The following is an 18,587-nucleotide window of genomic DNA, read 5'->3' as shown; positions in this document are numbered from 1 at the left end:
GCGCTCACAGACCTTTGGTATCAGTGGACCGGCGGGCGCTTCGTGGGATGGCGCAACGCCTCCTCGACCCGCGCCACGGCATGTTCGCCGATCTCGTGCTCCAGCACCTTTTCGTCCGCCACATAGGAACGGAACTTGTCCGGCGAGAGACGGCAGCGCACCGCATAGAAGAACACGCCCACACAGAGAACCACGAGCAGCGCCGTATCCAGCCCGTCCGTGAGCACCCCCGCCCCGCCGAAGCTCCCCAGCGCCGATATGAGCCCCAGCCCACCCAGATAGGGAACGAGCCAGGAGGCTTCCTTCAGGTCCGCCGTGCCCTTGATGCGCGTGCGGGCATAGGTGACGAACAGGACTCCCCCCACCAGCAGGCAGATGCCGAGGCGCCACACCGTCGCCCAGCCGGACCAATGGATGATGAGCGTGGTGATGACGAAGGCGGCGCAGGCGATGAGCCGCACCCCAGGGAGCGTCACCGGGCGCCGGGCCGTGGGCAGAAGATGGCGCAGCGCCACCACGCCGATGGGGCCGACCACGAACGAAAGCATGATGGCCGACTCGTTCAGCTTCACCAGGTCCTCGAACCGCAACAGCACGAAGGCCAGCACCGCCACCGCCAGATTCATGAGCAGCGCCACCAGCGGCACGCCCGTGCGCGAGAGGGTGGCGATGATCTTCGGGAACAGGCCGTTCTCCGACAGGGCGAAGCTGATGCGCGCGCACGAGCCCGTGGCCACCAGAGCACCGCCCATGGGGCCGAGCACCGCGCCCACATTCAGCATGCTCACCAGCCACATGAGGCCAAGCGCGCTCGCCACCGCTCCGAGTGGCCCGAAATCGCTGGAGAGCCGCACCTGCCCCCAGCCCCCGGCGATGGCGGACGGCTCCATCGCGCCGATGAAGGCCAGCTGGAGGCCGCCATAGATGAAGAAGCAGATGACGACCGACAGGATCAGAGCGGTGGGAACGTTGAAGCCGGGATTGCGCACCTCGCCCGCCATGTCCACCGCGTGGCGGAAGCCGATATAGGAGAAGATCACGCCGCCCGAGGACACCGCGCTCATGATGCCGGTCCAGCCCATGGGCGCGAACCCGCCATGGTCGGTGAAATTGCCCACTTCAAAGCGCGAGATCAGCAGCGTCACGATAAGAACGGCCGGAATGCCGATCTTGGCCCAGGTAATGGTGCTGTTCACATAAGCGAAGAATTTCACGCCGAAGGCGTTGATCACCACGAACAGGGCCAGGAAGGCCATGGAGGCGGAGATGCCGGCCACCGAAAGATCGTTGCCGGGCACGCCACCGCTGTAGAGCCAGGTGGCGTGCGGCCCCAGATAGCGCAGCATGGCCTCCACCTCGATGGGGGCCTGGGTGGTGTAGCCCACCCAGCCGCTCCAGCCCATCATGGTGCAGACGAGGTTGCCGTGGCTGAACATGGGCACCCGGGCCACGCCGCCCGGCACCGGCAGCATGGCCGAGATTTCCGCGAAGGTGAGCGCCAGGAGCAGCATGGCGATGCCGCCGATGAGCCAGGCCACCAGCGCCGCAGGCCCCGCATGCTGGACCGCCAGGAGTGGCGCGAACAGCCATCCCGAGCCGATGATCCCGCTGACCGCGACGAATGTCAGGCCCACGAGGCCGATATCGCGCTGCATCTTGCCGTGCATGTTTTCCCCCCGCAGCTTGCGCGGCTTGTACCCCAGAATCGGCCCCGCGCCGATCCCCGAGGCCAGGCAGCTTGTGCCTGCCTCTGCCTATCTTGCGTCGAACACCTCGCCCCCCGTCAGCGGCGATGGAACGCCGGTGGTGGTGGGAAAGGTAAGCGGCAGCGCACGCAACGCGCGCACCGCCAAAAAGCCGAAGGCATGCGCCTCCAGCCCGTCCCCCGACCATCCCAGCGCATCCGCTGGGAGAACGGGCCGTGCCAGACACGCCTCCAAAGCCGCCATCAGCGTGGGATTGCGTGCCCCTCCCCCGGCCACCACCCAGGTGGCGGGCGGCTCCGTTAGATGTGGAACGATGGCGGCGACGGAGGCGGCGGTCAGCCAAGTGAGCGTCGCCGCGCCGTCTGCGTCCGAATAGCCGTCGAGCCCCGCCACAGCCCGCACATGATCCCGGAAGGCGTTGCGATCCAGGGATTTCGGCGGTGGCGCGGCGAAGAAAGGATGCGCGAGGATTGCCGCCACGGCGGCCCGGTCAACGCGGCCGGAAGCGGCGAGCCGCCCGTCGAAGTCGCAGGGGGCACCTGTCCGGGCCGCGACGAAATCGTCGATCAGGGCATTGCCCGGTCCGGTATCGCAGGCGACGGGGTCGCCCGCCCCGATCACCGTCACATTGGACACCCCTCCCACATTGAGCACGGCCAGGGGGCGGGGCAAGTCCAGCCGCCGGGCCAGCGCCTGGTGGAACACCGGAACCAGCGGCGCCCCCTCCCCGCCCGCCGCCACATCCGCGGCACGAAAATCCGCCACCACCCGCGCTCGCAGCGTGCGCGCCAGCTCCGCGCCGAGGCCGATCTGCACGGTGAGGCCCGCGCGGGGCGCGTGGAACACGGTCTGGCCGTGAAAGCCGATCACGTCCAGGTCCGCTGGGGTGAGCCGCTGGCTGTCCAAGAGGCGCAGCACCGCTTCGGCATGGCGCTTGGTGATGACCCGCTCGGCTTCGGCCAACGCGCCGGGGCGGCCGTCGCGGGAATTGAGGCCGCGCGCATCCTCCATGGCCTGGGCCAGGAGGCGCCGCGTCGGGCCGTCATAGGGCAGCGTCAGGCTCGGGCCGAGCCAGTCCACGCTCTCCCCGTCCGTGTCGATGAGCGCGGCGTCGATGCCGTCCATGGACGTGCCGCTCATGAGCCCCAAGGCACGCATGGGCGGCTAGGACCGGGAGAAGGCGAGCCGGGGCACGATGTCCTCCGGGCCTGGATCGTTGGCCCGGAACGCATCGCGGACGGCGAGCACGCCGAGCGGACGGCGCTTGAGACTGGCCATCAGCTGGGGACGATCCTCCTTCACCAGATAGCGCACCAGGGCGCTGGCGAATTCCGGAAGCGCCGCGTAATTGCCCTCATAGATGATGCGCTTGATGGCCATGTCCTCCAGCTCCCCGCGCCCCTGGCGCAGCAGCCGGTTCCACTGGCGTTGCCGGTCGGCGCTGTTCCAGGGCGAGAGGGGGCGGAACGCCCAGGTGGCCGAGGGCGCCACCGCGATGAAATCCTTGGTCCAGGGAACGCCCAGCGCATCGAGATTATGCATCACGGCCGAGCCGATGAGACCATCGCCGCGATAGAGGCCCACCGGCAGGCGGAAGCCCGTTTCCGCCATGCGCGCCACGAAGTCCCCGCGCAGCGCGAACAGCGAGCCGTGGAGGCCGGGATTGACCATCATCTCCGCCCGCATGGCCTCGGCGCTGCGCCCGATGCTGGGCACGGCGGCGGCGGCCAGCGCGCGGGGGTTGTCCGCCAGCGCCTGCGCCAGATCCACCAGGGAGTTGGGGGTGATCATGGCGTAGGCGTCCACGAAGAAGCAGATCTCCGCCTGCGCCCTCAGCCGGTGCACCACCTGGTTGATGGCATTGGACTTGTCGGGGTAATGAATTTCGTGAACGCTGAACGGCACTGCGATCTCCGGTGCGGCGGCCTTGAGGGCCTGTGCCGAACCGTCCGTGGAGCCGTTGAGAATCACGTTCACATGCGCATCCCGCCCGTTCACCGCGAGCGCGATGTGCTTCAGACAGGAAATAAGGGTCTGGCGCTCGTTGCGGGCGAACACCGCGATGCTCCACGCACATAAACGTGGCGGGGCATCCTCGAATGGCTTAGTCAGCAAGCGCCTTCCCCACGATTAGGCATCCGAGCCCGATATGAGTTCTTTTCGTTCCGACCTTCTGCGCACGCTCGACGAGCGCGGCTACATCCATCAATGCTCAGACCTTGAGGGCCTCGACAAGAAGGCGTTCGAAGGGTCGATCACCGCTTATATCGGCTTCGACGCCACCGCATCCAGCCTTCATGCGGGCCATCTGCTCTCCATCATGATGCTGCGCACCCTTCAGCGGAACGGGCATCAGGCCGTCGCGCTCATGGGCGGCGGCACCACGAAGATCGGCGACCCGTCCGGGAAGGACGAGGCGCGCAAGATGCTGACCGACCAGCAGATCAACGACAACATCGCCTCCATCCGCAAGGTGTTCGCCCGCTTCCTTGATTTCGATGGAGGAATCGATCTCCCAAAGAGTGGATTTGCGCGCTCTTTGCACAAGGGAGAAAAGATTAACGCCCTGATGGCCAACAACGCGGACTGGCTGGACGAGCTGAAATACATCCCGCTGCTGCGGGAGGTGGGGCCGCACTTCACCATCAACCGCATGCTCACCTTCGATTCGGTGAAGCTGCGGCTGGAGCGCGAGCAGCCGCTCACCTTCCTCGAATTCAACTACATGATCCTCCAGGCCTACGACTTCGTGGAACTGGCCAAGCGCCACGGCTGCGTGCTCCAGATGGGCGGCTCCGACCAGTGGGGCAATATCGTCAACGGCATGGAACTGGGCCGGCGCATGCACGGCCTGGACCTGTTCGCCCTGACCACCCCCCTGCTCACCACCGCCTCCGGCGCCAAGATGGGCAAGACGGCGGGCGGCGCCATGTGGCTCGATGCCGAGCTTCTCGCCCCTTACGAATACTGGCAGTTCTGGCGCAATGCGGACGACAAGGACGTGGTGCGCTTCCTGAAGCTCTTCACCGAGCTGCCGCTGGACGAGATCGCCCGCCTCGGCGCCCTGGAAGGCCAGGAGATCAACCTCGCCAAGGAGGTGCTCGCCACCGAGGCCACCGCCCTGCTGCATGGACGCGAGGCGGCGGAGGCCGCCAAGGCCACCGCCCGCCAGACCTTCGAGGATGGCGCCCTGGCCATGGACCTGCCCTCCGTGGAGGTTCCCGGCGCGCAGCTTGCCGAGGGCCTTGGCGCGGCGAATGCCTTCGTCCTGGCGGGCCTCGTGGCCTCCACCAGCGAGGCGCGCCGCCAGATCAAGGGCGGCGGCCTGAAAGTGAATGATGCAACCGTGACCGACGAGAAGGCGGTGCTGACCTCCGCCGACCTCACGGCGGAAGGCGTCATCAAGCTGTCCCTGGGCAAGAAGAAGCACGTCCTGCTGCGCCCCGCCTCCTGAGGCGACGGCGTCCGCACAGGCTGAGACGATTGAACGGCCCCGGTCCATGACCGGGGCCGTCTGCATTACTGGCGGGGTGGCGGGGGCGCGACGGAGGTGTCGCGGAACTCGAACATCTTGCGCAGGAAGCCCGGCGCCACCGCCGAAAGCGGATTGACCGTGAGGCGCGGACCGGAGAGCGGGCCGACAATCTCGAAGGTCACGCCCAGCAGGCCCTCATTGGGCCCACCGCCCAGCAGCATGCCGATGATGGGCAGCTTGGAGAACAGGTTGTTCAGCCCATAGGCCGGCACATAGGTGCCGCGCATGGCGATGCGCTCATTGGCGAAATCGATGGTGCCGTCCACAGTCGCGCCCGCCACCGGGCCATAGATGGCGCCGTCGCGGATGGTCACGGCGCCGGTGGTGCGGGTGAACTTCGCCTGTGCCTTCTGGAAGGCGGCGGTGCCCGGCTCCGAGCGGCCGCTGGAATCGCGGGCGGCCGAAGCGAGGATGTCGAGGCCCGGCTCGCCGCGCACCACGAAGTCGCGCAGGTTGACGGAGCCTTCCTGAGGCGCACCCTCGCGCGGAGGGTCGATGTTCACCCACATGTCGCCCCCGTCGATCTTCGCGTAGACGTCGAGGAAGCGCAGCAGGGCGCCCGCGTCGGAAGCGCTCACCACAAGCTGGTTGCGGTTGGCGAAGGGGCGCATGTCGCCCACCACATTGCCGTTCTGGCCCGCCCGCGCCACCAGGGCGAAATTGCGGATATCCGTGCCGCGACGGGCCACGGACAGCTCGAACTGGCGCAGCACCTCGCCATTGTTGCCGGTGAGCGCGCCGACGCTTGCGTCCACGTCCACGTCCTGGTTGCGCGCCTTGGGCGCGTTCTTCGGGGCGGCGGTGCCACCCGTACCGACGAGGCCCTTCATGATGCCACGCGCGTCCACCACCTCGCCGGTGATCTTCACCTTCAGCACGTCGCCTGCCCGGTTGGCGGTCAGGCTCGCCCGATCGCCGTCGCTCAGCTGGAAGGTGGGGAAATTGGCGCCCAGCACGTCGCCGGAATCGGCCACCTCGACCCAGCCCTTGATGAGGGTGCCCGACCCTTCCAGGACAAGGTCGTTGATGCGCACCGTCTTGCCTGCATCGGTGGAGGCAAAGCGCGCCTTGAGCGGCTTGCCCGCCGGCTTGGCGAGGCCCGGCACGAGATCGTTGATGCGCGCGCCGGTCAGGTCCAGCTCGATATTCGCCTTGGTCACCACATTGTCCGTGGTGCCCACGAGGCGCACGAGGACAGGCCCGGTCACCGCCGGCAATTGCACCCCGAGCTTGGCCCGCGAGGCATCGTCGAGGGTGGCGTTGACGCGCACATTGGCGTCGGCCACGTCCTTCTTCTTCTCATACTCGAAATTCATGGGCGCGCCGGCAATGCGCCCGTCGCCGCGCAGCAGGATTCCGGCGGGCGTGGCGAACACCGCCACCGTCGCACCTTCCAGGCGATGATTGGCGAAAACCGCATCCACGCCGAAGTCCGTCAGCGTCGCTTCCACCGAATAGTCGGTATCCTTGGGGTCCTGAACCTTGCGGAAATGAATGTTGATCTGGACCAAAGCGGAAAGCTTGCCGCGCGTGGTCGAGGGATCGTAGGCGGTGCCGGTCGGCCCCTTCAGGGCCTCCATGCCGAGGATCTCGATGCCCGCATCGGCCGGGCCGTTGATCTTCACTTGGATCTGCGCGCGCGGCTCGCGGGGGAAATAGTCCGCCATGAGGAAGGTGCCGTCCGTCAAAGCGAGGCGGCGGTTCTGGGGCGTGACGACGATGCTCTCGGGCATGTCGGCCCGCACGCTGCGGCCCGTCACCACCACGGAGATGCGCGCATCCCGCAACGGCGGCAGTCCCTTCATGGCCACGATCTGGAAACCCGAGCCCGACAGTTCCAGATGCACCGCGTCGTCGGGCAGCGGGACCTCTTTCTGGCCGATCAGCTCCAGGGGCATGTTCACGTTGATGCGCACGGCATCAACGGTGCCGGCGGTGACATTCTGGATCACATAGTCCCGGGCCGGAGGCGCGACGGAAACCGGCCAGAACCGCCGCACGGTGGAGGCCGGCATGCGCGAGCCCGTGGCGTCGAGGCGGATGGCGGGCAAGGGAATGCCGAAGTCCACGAGCCCCGAAAAAGCCAGCGAGCCCGCGGCGCTGAACAGCTGCCCCTTCTCGAAGGTCAGTTGCTTGGAGGCGGGATTGTAGCGGCCGAGGAGAGAGACCTGCTCCACCACCAGGGCCGGATCCGGCATTTCCGGCCCGGCCAGCACCACCTGCTGCTGGCGGATCTGGTAGGTCCAGTCCTGCCCGAAGCGCTCGGGAACCGCGATCTCGCCCTGCAGCGCGATCCGGTTCTGGTTCTTCACCGCCTCCAGGGGATTGATGACGAAGACCCGGCGCGCCGGATCGAGGGTGAGGCCCACGCGCAGATAATCGAGGGTGAAGCGCTCCAGCGGATCTTCGCCATTGCCGATCTGGCCGGCGCCGAAATTGATGTTGGCGGAGGCGGCGAGCACATGCCCGTCCACATTCATGCGCGCATTCAGCTCCGCTGCCAGCGGCAGGTCCATGTAGAAGCGCTTCCAGTCCTGGGTGAAGGCGCTGACGAGATCCTTGGTCGCCACATCCCGCACCTCCATCTTCAGGGTGCGCTCGCGCTGGCGTTCCGGGCCGATGGTGGCGATGAGGGTGGCCGTTCCGCTCGGCCCCTGGACGGCGAAATCAAGCACTGCACCGCCGGTCGGGGGGCGGGAGACCCGCACGGAGATGTGCTGGAAGACATAGGTCTTGCCGGAGCTTTCATTCTCCACCCGCAGGGTGCCGTCCTTCAGGCCCACATCTTCCAGCGTCCCGCCATCGAAGCCGCCCCGCTCCAGGTCGTTCATGAGGGCGGCGACGGCGCGCAGCGTCAGAGGGTCGGTGTTCACGGCGGCCGCTGTCCCGGCCGGCGTGGTTCCGGAGGCGCCTGTGGCGGGCGGCGGGGTCAAAGGCGGCGGCGGGGGTGAGGAGATGAGCGGCCGGGCGCCCTGCCCCGCTGCCACCGCCACCACGCCGGAGGCGGCGATCTTCACCGTCATGTCGGCGCCCACGAGATCCACGCGCCGGGCCTTGGGGGAGAGCGTGAGCAGGCTGCCGTCCAGCTCCACCTCGGCGCTGGGGGCGGCGGCGATCAACTCGCCCTCCGGTCCTTCCACGCGGATGTCGTGCACCACCACCACGGTGGCCCCGTGGTTCATGGTCTCCACCGTGGTGGAGCCGATGATCACGTCATACTTGCCGCCCAGGCGCTCCTCGATGGCACGCTCGATATAGGGGGTGGCGAGGTTGGCGGTGACGACCCCCGTGGCGATCATGAAATAGAGCCCAAGCGCCCCGAGGCCGCCAATGGCCACCAGGGACACGAGGATCCACATGAGCACGCGCGCGAAACGGCCGCGCGGCACCAGCGCGCCGACGATCCCCTGGGGATGGCCTGGCCTCAGATGGCGGCCAGTCCGCTTGAACGGCGCCGTATCGTCCTTCATCCTCACCCGATCCTCTGGCCCCGCCGAGGCGCCCCCGCGCCGGGTTTTTTGAGCGGTGCAGAATGTACCATCCCCGCTGTCAGGCAAGGGCATTCAGCCCAGCCGGTATGACGCAGTCACGTCGAAAGGAAGGCAGATGCCGGTTTTTCCCTCCGAAGGTGCGCAGGCCCCGGACTTCTCCCTGCCGCGCGATGGCGGCGGCACAGTGTCGTTGAAGGACTATGCGGGCCGGAAGCTGGTTCTCTACTTCTATCCGAAGGCGGACACGCCCGGCTGCACCAAGGAAGCCATGGCCTTCAACGCACTGCGCGGGGAATTCGAGGCCGCCAATACGGCGATCCTCGGCGTTTCGGCCGACCCGGTGCGGGCGCAAGACAAGTTCAAGGCCAAATACGACCTCGACTTTCCCCTCGCCTCCGACGAGACCAAGGCCATGCTGGAAGCCTATGGCGTGTGGGGCGAGAAGAGCATGTACGGGCGAAAATATATGGGGATAGAGCGCGCCACCCTGCTCATCGACGGCACCGGAAAAGTGGCCCGGACCTGGCCGAAGGTGAAGGTCACCGGCCATGCGGAAGAGGTTCTGGAGGCGGCAAAGGCGCTCTGATTCGCGCGGCGCACCGCAGGGCCTCTCGCATTCCGGGAACTTTGTGGGCGCTCCACCGTTAGAGCGTCACTCTTTTTTGGTGGGGAACCCCATGAGGCTTTTCGAGTGCCAGTCCTGCGGCAATCCCGTGCATTTCGAGAATGCGGCTTGCCTCGCCTGCGGCGCACACCTCGGCTATCTGCCGGCGGAAAACCGGATGGTCGCGCTGCAGCCGGATGGTCCCGCCTTTCGCAGCATCGCGCGGCCCGAGCAGCATTTCCTGTTCTGCAGCAATGCCGAGCATGACGTGTGCAACTGGCTGGTGCCGGAAGGCGGCAACGCCTTCTGCCCGGCCTGCCGGTTCAACCGGACCGTGCCGGACCTCACCGCCCCGCAAAATCTCGACCTCTGGCGGCGCATCGAGGTGGCAAAGCGCTACGTCTTCTATTCCATCCTGCGCTGGCGCCTGCCGGTCCAGGACCGGCTGGAGAATCCCGAGCACGGCCTCGCCTTCGATTTCCTCGCCGACAGCCAGGCCCCTCAGGGTGGAGGGGCGGTGATGACCGGCCACGACAACGGCCTCATCACGCTGAACATCTCGGAAGCGGACGATGCCGAGCGCGAGCGCCGCCGCACCTCCATGAACGAGCCCTACCGCACCCTCATCGGCCATTTCCGGCACGAGCTGGGGCATTATTTCTGGGACACCATGGTGGCCTCGGACCCGCAGACCCTGGAGCGGTGCCGGGCCGTGTTCGGCGACGAGCGGCAGGATTACGGGCAGGCGCTTCAGCGCCACTATGCCGAAGGCGCGCCCATCGACTGGCAGGACGCCTTCATCTCCACCTATGCCACCGCCCATCCCTGGGAGGATTTCGCGGAGACCTGGGCGCATTATTTCCACATCACCGATGCGCTGGAGACCGCCGCCGCCTTCGGCATCCGCACGCGCCCGCGCCTGAAGGAGGCAGCGGACCTCGCCGTCTCCGTGGATTTCGATCCCTATAACGCGCACAGCGCGCAGGAACTCATCGATGCCTGGGTGCCGCTCACCGTGGCGCTCAACAGCGTGAACCGCTCCATGGGCCAGCGCGACCTCTATCCCTTCGTCCTCTCCCAGCCGGTGATGGAGAAGCTCGACTTCATCCATTCGCTCATCCACGCGGGCGCGGAGCAGCAGGCGGAGCGGGACATGCGCTGGCAGACCATGTGCGGCCCCGTCATGCAGGCCGCCTGACCTCAGGAATGGGCCAACGCGGTCGCCTTCGGGAGCGCGATGGCCAGCAGCAGGCCGGCAATGATGCCCAGCACCACATAGAGGGCGCCCATGGGCGCCTGACTGTTTTCCGGCAACACCGCCGCCACCACCATGGCGCCGGAGACGCACAGATAGCAGATGGCGCTGATGAGGCCGCCCAGCAGGCCCAGATTGCGCTCGAACAGGCCGAGCGCCATGCCGTACATCATGGGGCAGAGCACGCCGCAGCCCAGCAGCACCAGCGCGCTGCCCACCGTGATGGACAGGAAGCCGACGCCGGAGACGGCGCCCGACACCGCCAGCACCACCGCCCCCAGGGCGAACAGGACGTAAGAGGTCCAGCCGAGCCGCTGCGGGCTGGTCTTGCCGGCGAAGTGGGAACAGCCCAGCTCGCCCGCCAGGTTCACGCCCCCCAGCGCCAGCGCCATGAGCCCGTAGCCGCTGGGCGAGAAGCCCAGCCCCTCCTGGTAGAGGAACGGGGCCACCACGCCGAAGACGAGCTGCGCGCTGGCCATGGCGCCGAAGATGAGCGTGAAGCAGAGGAACAGGCGGTTGCGCAGCGCCATGGCGATGACCCCGCCTGCCGCGCGCAGGTCGATGGGCGCGCGCCGCTCCGGCGGCAGGGTCTCCGGCAGCAGCAGGAAGGCGACGATGGCCACCACAGCCGCCAGGGCGCCGATCAGCAGGAAGATGACGCGCCAGGAGACGAGATCCGCCAGGAGGCCGCCCACCGCCGGGGCCAGCACCGGCGCCAGCCCCCAGGCGGCGCCCAGCAGGCCGGAGACGGAGGTGAGCTTCGCCCCCCGGAAGCAGTCCGCCGCGATCACATAGGACACGACAAGACAGGTGCAGCCGCCCATGCCCTGGAGGAAACGCAGCGCCAGCAACAGGTTCACGTCGCTCACCAGCGCGCAGGCGACGCTCATGGCCACCAGCAGCGCCATGCCGGAAAACAGCGTGAGCCGCCGCCCCACCGCGTCCGTGATGAGCCCCACCGGCACCAGCGCGAGGCTCATGCCCAGCATGTAGGCGGTGACCGTGTTCTGCACCGCTGCCGGGTCCGCCTGGAGAGAACGCACCATCTCCGGCAAGGCGGGCGTATAGGCGTCGAGCGGGATCTGGCTGAACGGAACGATGGTGAGCAGAAGCGGGACAAGCCCGCGCGGCGCAGGAACAGCCTGCGCATCCGTCATCGCCACCATGAAGCCCCCGCACCCACCGTCTGTGACGGCACCATGGCACAAGCCATTCCGGGGCGAAACAGCACCGACCGGATGGCCGGCCCGCGATGGGAGAGACCGCCCGGCGGTGCGTGAAGAGGTTTGGGCGGCCCGGCCGGGACCGGGCCACCGCGTAATCAGACCAGCGCGGCGTCGAGGGTGATGTCCGCCTTCAGGAGCTTGGAGACGGGGCAGCCCGCCTTGGCCTTGGCGGCAAGGTCCTGGAAGGTGGCGTCATCCGCACCGGGAATGGTGGCGCGCAGCGTGAGGGCCACAGCCGTGATGGCGAAGCCGTCCGGCTGCTTCACGAGGGTGACGTCGGCCTTGGTCTCCATGTGCTCGGCGGTGAGGCCCGCCTCGCCCAGGATCAGCGAGAGCGCCATGGTGAAGCAGCCCGCATGGGCCGCGCCGATGAGTTCTTCCGGGTTGGTGCCCGGCTTGCCCTCGAAGCGGCTGGCGAAGCCGTAGGGATAGGCGTCGAGCGCGCCGCTCTTGGTGGAGATGGCGCCCTTGCCGTCCTTGATGCCGCCGGACCAGACCGCGGAGCCGTAAGTGGACATGGCGTGTTCCTTATCCTCGGTGAAGAAAGCCGCGCGGCGCCGGGCCTGCGCAGGTTGGCCGCCCCGGTGCCGCCACCGGCACCGGGGTCAACCCCGCCAGACTATTTCAGGTCCGCCACCCCTGTGCGACAGGCTTGCGGGCTTATTTTCCCGCAAGCCGAGTTCCCGCAAGCCAGGCCGCGGCGATGGACACGTCCGTCTGGGTCAGGCCGTGGCCCGCCCGCAGGATGCGGTGCTCCACCTCCGCGCCCGCCGCCGAAAGGACGGCGGCGAGGCGGGCGGGATTGTCCTGGCCCATGAGCGTGTCGGCATTGCCGGAGAGGATGAGAACCGGCTTCCCGCCGAGCGGATGCGCGGGCGCCTCCTCCAGCGGGACCATGGCGCGCATGAGCACCGCGCCCGCCAGCGCCTCCGGACGACGGTAAAGCACGGCCGCCGCGATATTGGCGCCGTTGGAGAAGCCCACCGCGATGGGCGCGGGCATGCCGCAGCCCTCGCGGGCGGCCATCACGAAATCGGCCAGCGCGTCCGCCTCGCGGCGCACATCGTCATGGTCGAATACGCCTTCCGACAGGCGGCGGAAGAAGCGCGGCATGCCGTGCTCCAGCACCCGGCCGCGCGGCGAGAGCAGAGCGGCGCCGGGCGAGAGCATGCGGCCCAGCGGCAGCAGGTCGTTCTCGTCGCCGCCGGTCCCATGCAGGAGCAGCAGGGGCGTGTGCCCCTCCTGCGTGGCGGGCTCGTAGCGATGCACGAAGCCCACATCCTTGGTGAGTGTCATGGCTCGTCTCCTTCGTGTCCGGCGCTCAGCTGAGCGCCGGGAGGATGCCCTCGATCTCGGTGCGGCGGCCCTCCAGGAAGGCGGGCAGCTTCAGCACGCGGCCGAGGGCATCGGCGGGCTCGTCCACGGCGAAGCCCGGAATGTCGGTGGCGATCTCGAACAGCACTCCGCCCGGCTCGCGGAAATAGACCGAGCGGAAATAGTTGCGGTCCTTCTGCTCCGTGGTGCGGATGGAATGGTTCTCCGCGAGACGCTGCACCATGGCCGCCTCCGCCGCGTCATCGGCGGCGCGGAAGGCCACATGGTGCACGCTACCCCCGCCCTGGCGGCCCCGCAGGAAATCGCCCGCCGCCCGCAGGGTCACGATCCCGCCCATGGCGGTGCCCGTGGAATAGCGGGTCAGGACGCCGTCCTGCGCGGTCTGCGCAAAGCCGAACACGTCGGTCAGGATGGCGCCCGTGGGCGCCGCCTCCTTCACGAGCAGCGTCACACCGTGGAAGCCCCGGATGGCGTGCTCCGCCGGGATGGTGCCGACACCGTGGCCGGGCTCGGCCTCGGCACCCGCCACGCCCACGAGGGCGAGGTGCATGCCGTCGGGGTCGGTGAAGGGCAGCACGGTTTCGCCGAAGGTCTGGATCGGCGTCCCGTGCTTCACCCCCGCCTCCACGAAGCGATGGGTCCAATAGCCGATGGAGCCGAGCGGCACGCGGAACGCGGTCTCCTGCGTCTCGCCCACCCCGAGCCGGCCGGGCGCCACATGCTCCCAGGGGAAGAAGGTGAGGATGGTACCGGGGGAACCGGCCGCATCGCCATAATAGAAGTGGTAGGTGCCGGGATCGTCGAAATTCACCGTCTTCTTCACGAGGCTCAGACCGAGCACGCCCTCATGGAAGGCAAGGTTGCGCCGGGCCGGGCCGGAGATGGCGGTGACGTGGTGGATGCCGTTGCGGGTCATGAAAGCCTCCCAAGAGGGATCGTTGTCTGGCCCTTGATGTAAGGCAATGAACTCAATTCATCCAGGCAAACAACATTGCATTCATGCAAGGTAAAAAGGCGCCTGCACCATGCCGTTTCCGGAGCGGCACAGCAGGCCACCCTTCGCCCGGACCACCGCCACGCTAGTCCGGAAAATGCTCCACATGGGTTTCGCCGGTGCGGCCCGCGTACACCGCGCGGCGCCCCAGGAACGACACCACGTAGCCGCAGCATCCGGCGTCCACCACGGTCCGGCAGAAGCCCTTGTAGCTGTAGCCGGGTGCAAGCTGCTGGGCTTGCCGGATGGCGTCCCGGATGCGTGGCACATCGAAGACGGCGGCCACCGGGCCGTCCACCTGATGGATCTGAAGCTCCAGCCAATCCCCCTCTGCCGTGTAATAGAGCGCACGGGCACGGCGGAAATCGATGGCGTAGCTCTCGAAGCCCGCCGCCATCAAGGTCCGGACGATATCCGGAAAGGTCATGCTCCCCGCCTCCGCGCCGTCCAGGCACGCCTTGGCAATGGAGGTCAAAGAGGTCTTGGGATCTTCCATGTTCGATCTCCGGGATAGAGGGCAGGTCATTCCAGCGGCATGGTCGTGATGCGCCCGCGCTCCACGAGCCGCTTCAACATCGCCAGCAGGCTGTCCCGCTCCATCGCGGACAGGTGGCCGAAGACTTCCGCGTCATTGCGATCCGCCAGCGCCGCCAGCTCGGGCACGAGGGCGCGGCCAGTTCCGGTCAGCGCAAGGGTCTGGGCGCGACCATCGCGCGGGTCCGCGGCGCGGGTCACGAGAGCCTTGGCGATCAGGCGGTCGGCGAGCTTGGTGATGGCGCCGCGCGTCATGCCGATCTCGTCCGCCAACACGCTCGGCGGCGCGGGCTCGCGGCCATAGAGGCGACGCAGCACCACCCATTCGGCCACCGTCACGCCCCGCGTCGCGAGCTTTCCCGCGAAGGCGTGGGAGACATGGTTGGAGACCGTGCGCAGCCAGAAACCGAGATGCGCATCAAGATCGGACGGCTCGGGCATCATGAGCGGAAAGCCTCATTAGTTGACAAGGAAACTACTGATTTTGATTTCCTAGTCAACCACTACTCCTTCCCTCCCTGTCATGCCGCCGGAATGCTTCCCACGCATGGGCGGCCGCCCTGCCCCTGCGGCGAAGTGATTTCGCTTTGCCTGAATTCGCTCTAAGAAGGCTGCGACAATGAAATTGCGTAAGGCCTCCGGCCTGCACAACAAAAGGCAAGAGGACATGCCCCAGTACCGTTCGCGCACCTCCACCCACGGCCGCAATATGGCGGGCGCGCGGGGGCTCTGGCGCGCCACCGGCATGAAGGACGCCGATTTCGGCAAGCCCATCATCGCGGTCGTCAATTCCTTCACCCAGTTCGTGCCCGGCCATGTGCACCTGAAGGATCTCGGCCAGCTCGTGGCCCGCGAGATCGAGAAGGCGGGCGGCGTCGCCAAAGAGTTCAACACCATCGCGGTGGATGACGGCATCGCCATGGGCCATGACGGCATGCTCTATTCGCTGCCCTCCCGCGAGATCATCGCGGACAGCGTCGAGTATATGGTGAACGCCCATTGCGCGGACGCCATGGTCTGCATCTCCAATTGCGACAAGATCACCCCCGGCATGCTGATGGCCGCCATGCGCCTCAACATCCCGGCCGTCTTCGTCTCGGGCGGGCCCATGGAGGCGGGCAAGGTCTTGCTTTCCACCGGCGAGAAGAAGGTGGACCTGATCGACGCCATGATCGCGGCGGCTGACGATCGCGTCTCCGACGAGGACGTGAAGGTGATGGAGCGCTCCGCGTGCCCCACCTGCGGCTCCTGCTCGGGCATGTTCACCGCCAATTCCATGAATTGCCTCACCGAGGCGCTCGGCCTCGCTTTGCCCGGCAACGGCTCGGTTCTGGCCACCCATGCCGATCGCGAGCGCCTGTTCGTGGAAGCGGGCCACCTCGTGGTGGACCTCGCCCGCCGCTATTACGAGCAGGACGACGCGCGCGTGCTGCCGCGCTCCATCGCCACCTTCAAGGCGTTCGAGAACGCCATGACGCTGGACATCTCCATGGGCGGCTCCACCAACACGGTGCTGCACCTGCTGGCCGCCGCCAATGAGGGCGAAGTGCCCTTCACCATGGCGGACATCGACCGGCTCTCCCGCCAGGTGCCGGTGCTCTGCAAGGTGGCGCCCGCTGTGGCCAACATCCACATGGAGGATGTCCACCGCGCGGGCGGCATCATGGCCATCCTGGGCGAACTGGACCGGGGCGGCCACATCCACACCGACCAGCCCACCGTCCATTCGGCCACCATGGCCGAGGCGCTGGACCGCTGGGACGTGATGCGCACCAAGAGCGACACGGTGCAGACCTTCTTCCGCGCCGCGCCCGGTGGCGTTCCCACCCAGGTGGCCTTCAGCCAGTCGCGCCGCTGGGACGACCTGGACACCGACCGCGAAAAGGGCGTGATCCGCAGCGTGGAGCACGCTTATTCCAAGGACGGCGGTCTCGCGGTGCTGTTCGGCAACATCGCCGAGGACGGCTGCATCGTGAAGACGGCGGGCGTGGATGCCTCCATCCTCACCTTCACCGGTCGCGCGCGGGTGTTCGAGAGCCAGGACGCGGCGGTGGAGGCCATCCTCTCCACCGGCAAGATCGTGCCCGGCGATATCGTGCTGATCCGCTATGAGGGTCCGCGCGGCGGCCCCGGCATGCAGGAAATGCTCTATCCGACCTCCTATCTGAAGTCGAAGGGCCTCGGAAAGGCGTGCGCGCTGGTGACGGACGGGCGCTTCTCAGGCGGCTCCTCGGGCCTCTCCATCGGCCATTGCTCGCCGGAAGCCGCCGAGGGTGGGGCCATCGGCCTCGTTGAGGAAGGCGACACCATCGAGATCGACATCCCCAACCGCTCCATCAACTTCATCGTTTCCGACGAAGAGATGGCGCGCCGCCGTGCTGCCATGGAGGCCAAGGGCGATGCCGCCTGGAAGCCGGAGAACCGCAAGCGCGTGGTCTCCCAGGCCCTCCAGGCCTATGCCGCCCTCACCACCTCCGCCTCGCGCGGCGCGGTGCGCGACGTGAACAGCCTGCGGCGCTGAGCGCCACAGCCATCTGAATGTGGAACGGGCGCCGCTGACCAGCGGCGCCCGTTTTCGTTTCAGGCCGTCAATCGTGCCTCAGTGGCAGCTCAGGCGCCCGTCCTGGTTGGAAATGTCGCGGCCGACGCACCAGCCGGGCGAGATGGTGGAATCTGTCCAGCGCCCGTTGCGGTCCTGGCAGGACGCCTTCAGCCAGCCGGCGAACACCGAGATGTTGCGGCAGGTGCCCATATAGGTGCCAGACGGAATCCGCTCGCCGGAATAGCCGGTGGTTCCGGCCGGCGGCCCCGAGCGCGGCCGGCAGGTGAGCCGGCCATTGTCGTTGACGATCTCGCCGGTGGAGCACCAGCTCGGCACGGTGGTGGAGTCCACCCAGCGGCCGCTATTGTCCCGGCAACTGGCCTTCAGCCAGCCGGCCGTCATCTGGATGTTCTGGCAGCTCTGCATGTAGCTGCCCGTGGGCGCTGTCTCGGCGGAAGCCGGCGCGGCGAACAGGCCGAGGCAAAGCCCGACGAGCGCGAGGAAACCAAACCCAAAACGCAATGACATGACGAAAATCCCCCGTCCGAATACGCAACGGCGCCAGAATGGCCTTGCCGCCCCCGCCGGGCAACAGGCGCACGCTCCATCTGCGGCAATCGACATGACGCAGGCGCGTTACGGCAGAAAGACACGGCAACGCGCGGGCATCGACAGGCCGCCGCCCCTTCGGTAAAAGCCGGACCCGACCCATTTCAAGCGGAAGCCTCCATGACCATCCGCGTGCATCGCGGCGACTTGCCCGCCGATTTCGTCGCCGCCCCCGTGGTGGCCATCGACACCGAGACGCTGGGGCTCAACCCGCACCGCGACCGGCTCTGCCTCGTCCAGCTCTCCAACGGCGACGGCAGCGCGGACCTCGTGCAGATCCCGCGCGGCGCCTCCGCTGCCAGCGCGCCCAATCTGGTGCGCATGCTGGCCGACCCCAATGTGGTGAAGCTGTTCCATTTCGGCCGCTTCGACATTGCGGTGCTGGCCCACACGTTCGGCGTCACCACCAGCCCGGTCTTCTGCACCAAGATCGCTTCCCGGCTGACCCGCACCTATACGGACCGCCACGGTTTGAAGGACCTGGTGCGCGAACTGCTGGGCGTGGACCTCTCCAAGCAGCAGCAGAGTTCCGACTGGGCCGCCGAGGAGCTGTCCGACGCGCAGCTCCATTATGCTGCCTCAGACGTGCTCTATCTGCACGCCTGCAAAGACAAGCTGGAGGCCATGCTGGAGCGGGAGGGCCGCACCGAAATGGCCGAGGCCTGCTTCGCGTTCCTGCCGACCCGCGCCGCGCTCGATCTCAAGGGCTGGCCGGAGGAAGATATCTTCGCGCATTCGTGAGACCATGAACCACGC

16 protein-coding genes are annotated in these 18,587 nt (G+C 67.5%); 5 read left to right on the top strand and 11 right to left on the bottom strand.

Going from position 1 to position 18,587, the window contains the following annotated elements:
• Positions 1 to 20: 20 nt before the first annotated feature.
• The 3 genes from EJJ38_RS05005 to EJJ38_RS04995 all read right to left on the bottom strand — a co-directional run bounded on the left by EJJ38_RS05005 (position 21) and on the right by EJJ38_RS04995 (position 3,821).
• Positions 21 to 1,667 (bottom strand): APC family permease, encoded by a 1,647-nt coding sequence (locus tag EJJ38_RS05005; RefSeq protein ID WP_245454116.1) that lies wholly within the window; start codon positions 1,665 to 1,667, stop codon positions 21 to 23.
• An 87-nt stretch (positions 1,668 to 1,754) separates the two neighbouring features.
• A complete protein-coding gene (locus tag EJJ38_RS05000) occupies positions 1,755 to 2,864 on the bottom strand; it encodes an anhydro-N-acetylmuramic acid kinase (protein ID WP_127089034.1) in 1,110 nt (369 codons plus the stop codon).
• A 6-nt stretch (positions 2,865 to 2,870) separates the two neighbouring features.
• Entirely contained in the window at positions 2,871 to 3,821 is a 951-nt protein-coding gene (locus EJJ38_RS04995) for a glycosyltransferase (RefSeq protein WP_127089033.1), read from the bottom strand.
• A gap of 34 nt (positions 3,822 to 3,855) precedes the next feature.
• Between EJJ38_RS04995 and tyrS the strand changes: the two genes are divergently transcribed.
• Positions 3,856 to 5,160, top strand: coding sequence for a tyrosine--tRNA ligase (gene tyrS, locus EJJ38_RS04990; RefSeq protein WP_127089032.1), 1,305 nt, complete (start codon positions 3,856 to 3,858; stop codon positions 5,158 to 5,160).
• Positions 5,161 to 5,225: 65 nt separating this feature from the next.
• Here the strand turns inward: tyrS and EJJ38_RS04985 are convergent, their stop codons facing one another.
• A complete protein-coding gene (locus tag EJJ38_RS04985) occupies positions 5,226 to 8,711 on the bottom strand; it encodes a YhdP family protein (protein ID WP_127089031.1) in 3,486 nt (1,161 codons plus the stop codon).
• Positions 8,712 to 8,847: 136 nt separating this feature from the next.
• Between EJJ38_RS04985 and EJJ38_RS04980 the strand changes: the two genes are divergently transcribed.
• Both EJJ38_RS04980 and EJJ38_RS04975 read left to right on the top strand, forming a co-directional pair.
• Entirely contained in the window at positions 8,848 to 9,318 is a 471-nt protein-coding gene (locus tag EJJ38_RS04980) for a redoxin domain-containing protein (RefSeq protein ID WP_127089030.1), read from the top strand.
• Positions 9,319 to 9,409: 91 nt separating this feature from the next.
• Positions 9,410 to 10,534 carry a zinc-binding metallopeptidase family protein gene (locus EJJ38_RS04975; RefSeq protein ID WP_127089029.1) on the top strand — a complete coding sequence of 375 codons (1,125 nt, stop codon included), beginning with the start codon at positions 9,410 to 9,412 and terminating at the stop codon, positions 10,532 to 10,534.
• A 2-nt stretch (positions 10,535 to 10,536) separates the two neighbouring features.
• Here EJJ38_RS04975 and EJJ38_RS04970 read toward each other — a convergent pair whose 3' ends face one another.
• The 6 genes from EJJ38_RS04970 to EJJ38_RS04945 all read right to left on the bottom strand — a co-directional run bounded on the left by EJJ38_RS04970 (position 10,537) and on the right by EJJ38_RS04945 (position 15,124).
• Entirely contained in the window at positions 10,537 to 11,757 is a 1,221-nt protein-coding gene (locus tag EJJ38_RS04970) for a multidrug effflux MFS transporter (protein ID WP_127089028.1), read from the bottom strand.
• A gap of 155 nt (positions 11,758 to 11,912) precedes the next feature.
• A complete protein-coding gene (locus EJJ38_RS04965) occupies positions 11,913 to 12,335 on the bottom strand; it encodes an OsmC family protein (RefSeq protein WP_127089027.1) in 423 nt (140 codons plus the stop codon).
• Positions 12,336 to 12,477: 142 nt separating this feature from the next.
• A complete protein-coding gene (locus EJJ38_RS04960; RefSeq protein WP_127089026.1) occupies positions 12,478 to 13,113 on the bottom strand; it encodes an alpha/beta hydrolase in 636 nt (211 codons plus the stop codon).
• Positions 13,114 to 13,138: 25 nt separating this feature from the next.
• Positions 13,139 to 14,068 carry a ring-cleaving dioxygenase gene (locus EJJ38_RS04955; protein ID WP_127089025.1) on the bottom strand — a complete coding sequence of 310 codons (930 nt, stop codon included), beginning with the start codon at positions 14,066 to 14,068 and terminating at the stop codon, positions 13,139 to 13,141.
• A gap of 163 nt (positions 14,069 to 14,231) precedes the next feature.
• The gene (locus EJJ38_RS04950) at positions 14,232 to 14,642 is read right to left on the bottom strand and encodes a DUF1398 domain-containing protein (protein ID WP_127089024.1); all 411 of its coding nucleotides are present in this window, start codon (positions 14,640 to 14,642) and stop codon (positions 14,232 to 14,234) included.
• A gap of 26 nt (positions 14,643 to 14,668) precedes the next feature.
• Positions 14,669 to 15,124, bottom strand: coding sequence for a MarR family winged helix-turn-helix transcriptional regulator (locus EJJ38_RS04945; protein WP_127089023.1), 456 nt, complete (start codon positions 15,122 to 15,124; stop codon positions 14,669 to 14,671).
• Between the two features lie 223 nt (positions 15,125 to 15,347).
• Between EJJ38_RS04945 and ilvD the strand changes: the two genes are divergently transcribed.
• On the top strand, positions 15,348 to 17,201 hold the full coding sequence (ilvD, locus tag EJJ38_RS04940) for a dihydroxy-acid dehydratase (RefSeq protein ID WP_127090268.1): 1,854 nt from the start codon (positions 15,348 to 15,350) through the stop codon (positions 17,199 to 17,201).
• A gap of 78 nt (positions 17,202 to 17,279) precedes the next feature.
• On the opposite strand, the gene EJJ38_RS04935 is transcribed toward ilvD, so the two are convergent.
• Positions 17,280 to 17,750, bottom strand: coding sequence for a CVNH domain-containing protein (locus tag EJJ38_RS04935; protein WP_164738414.1), 471 nt, complete (start codon positions 17,748 to 17,750; stop codon positions 17,280 to 17,282).
• A gap of 201 nt (positions 17,751 to 17,951) precedes the next feature.
• Here EJJ38_RS04935 and EJJ38_RS04930 point away from each other — a divergent pair, with 201 nt between their 5' ends.
• Complete coding sequence (locus EJJ38_RS04930; protein ID WP_127089021.1) at positions 17,952 to 18,572, top strand: ribonuclease D; 621 nt, start codon at positions 17,952 to 17,954, stop codon at positions 18,570 to 18,572.
• Positions 18,573 to 18,587 lie beyond the last annotated feature (15 nt).

Source organism: Aquabacter cavernae (assembly GCF_003993795.1).
Lineage (GTDB): Bacteria > Pseudomonadota > Alphaproteobacteria > Rhizobiales > Xanthobacteraceae > Aquabacter > Aquabacter cavernae.
This window is presented reverse-complemented; position numbering and strand designations above follow the sequence as displayed.

Coding starts and splice junctions, on each gene's coding strand:
- EJJ38_RS05005 (WP_245454116.1), bottom strand. CDS start 1,667: ATGCACGGCAAGATGCAGCGCGATATCGGCCTCGTGGGCCTGACATTC.
- EJJ38_RS05000 (WP_127089034.1), bottom strand. CDS start 2,864: ATGCGTGCCTTGGGGCTCATGAGCGGCACGTCCATGGACGGCATCGAC.
- tyrS (WP_127089032.1), top strand. CDS start 3,856: ATGAGTTCTTTTCGTTCCGACCTTCTGCGCACGCTCGACGAGCGCGGC.
- EJJ38_RS04985 (WP_127089031.1), bottom strand. CDS start 8,711: ATGAAGGACGATACGGCGCCGTTCAAGCGGACTGGCCGCCATCTGAGG.
- EJJ38_RS04980 (WP_127089030.1), top strand. CDS start 8,848: ATGCCGGTTTTTCCCTCCGAAGGTGCGCAGGCCCCGGACTTCTCCCTG.
- EJJ38_RS04975 (WP_127089029.1), top strand. CDS start 9,410: ATGAGGCTTTTCGAGTGCCAGTCCTGCGGCAATCCCGTGCATTTCGAG.
- EJJ38_RS04970 (WP_127089028.1), bottom strand. CDS start 11,757: ATGGTGGCGATGACGGATGCGCAGGCTGTTCCTGCGCCGCGCGGGCTT.
- EJJ38_RS04965 (WP_127089027.1), bottom strand. CDS start 12,335: ATGTCCACTTACGGCTCCGCGGTCTGGTCCGGCGGCATCAAGGACGGC.
- EJJ38_RS04960 (WP_127089026.1), bottom strand. CDS start 13,113: ATGACACTCACCAAGGATGTGGGCTTCGTGCATCGCTACGAGCCCGCC.
- EJJ38_RS04955 (WP_127089025.1), bottom strand. CDS start 14,068: ATGACCCGCAACGGCATCCACCACGTCACCGCCATCTCCGGCCCGGCC.
- EJJ38_RS04950 (WP_127089024.1), bottom strand. CDS start 14,642: ATGGAAGATCCCAAGACCTCTTTGACCTCCATTGCCAAGGCGTGCCTG.
- EJJ38_RS04945 (WP_127089023.1), bottom strand. CDS start 15,124: ATGATGCCCGAGCCGTCCGATCTTGATGCGCATCTCGGTTTCTGGCTG.
- ilvD (WP_127090268.1), top strand. CDS start 15,348: ATGCCCCAGTACCGTTCGCGCACCTCCACCCACGGCCGCAATATGGCG.
- EJJ38_RS04935 (WP_164738414.1), bottom strand. CDS start 17,750: ATGTCATTGCGTTTTGGGTTTGGTTTCCTCGCGCTCGTCGGGCTTTGC.
- EJJ38_RS04930 (WP_127089021.1), top strand. CDS start 17,952: ATGACCATCCGCGTGCATCGCGGCGACTTGCCCGCCGATTTCGTCGCC.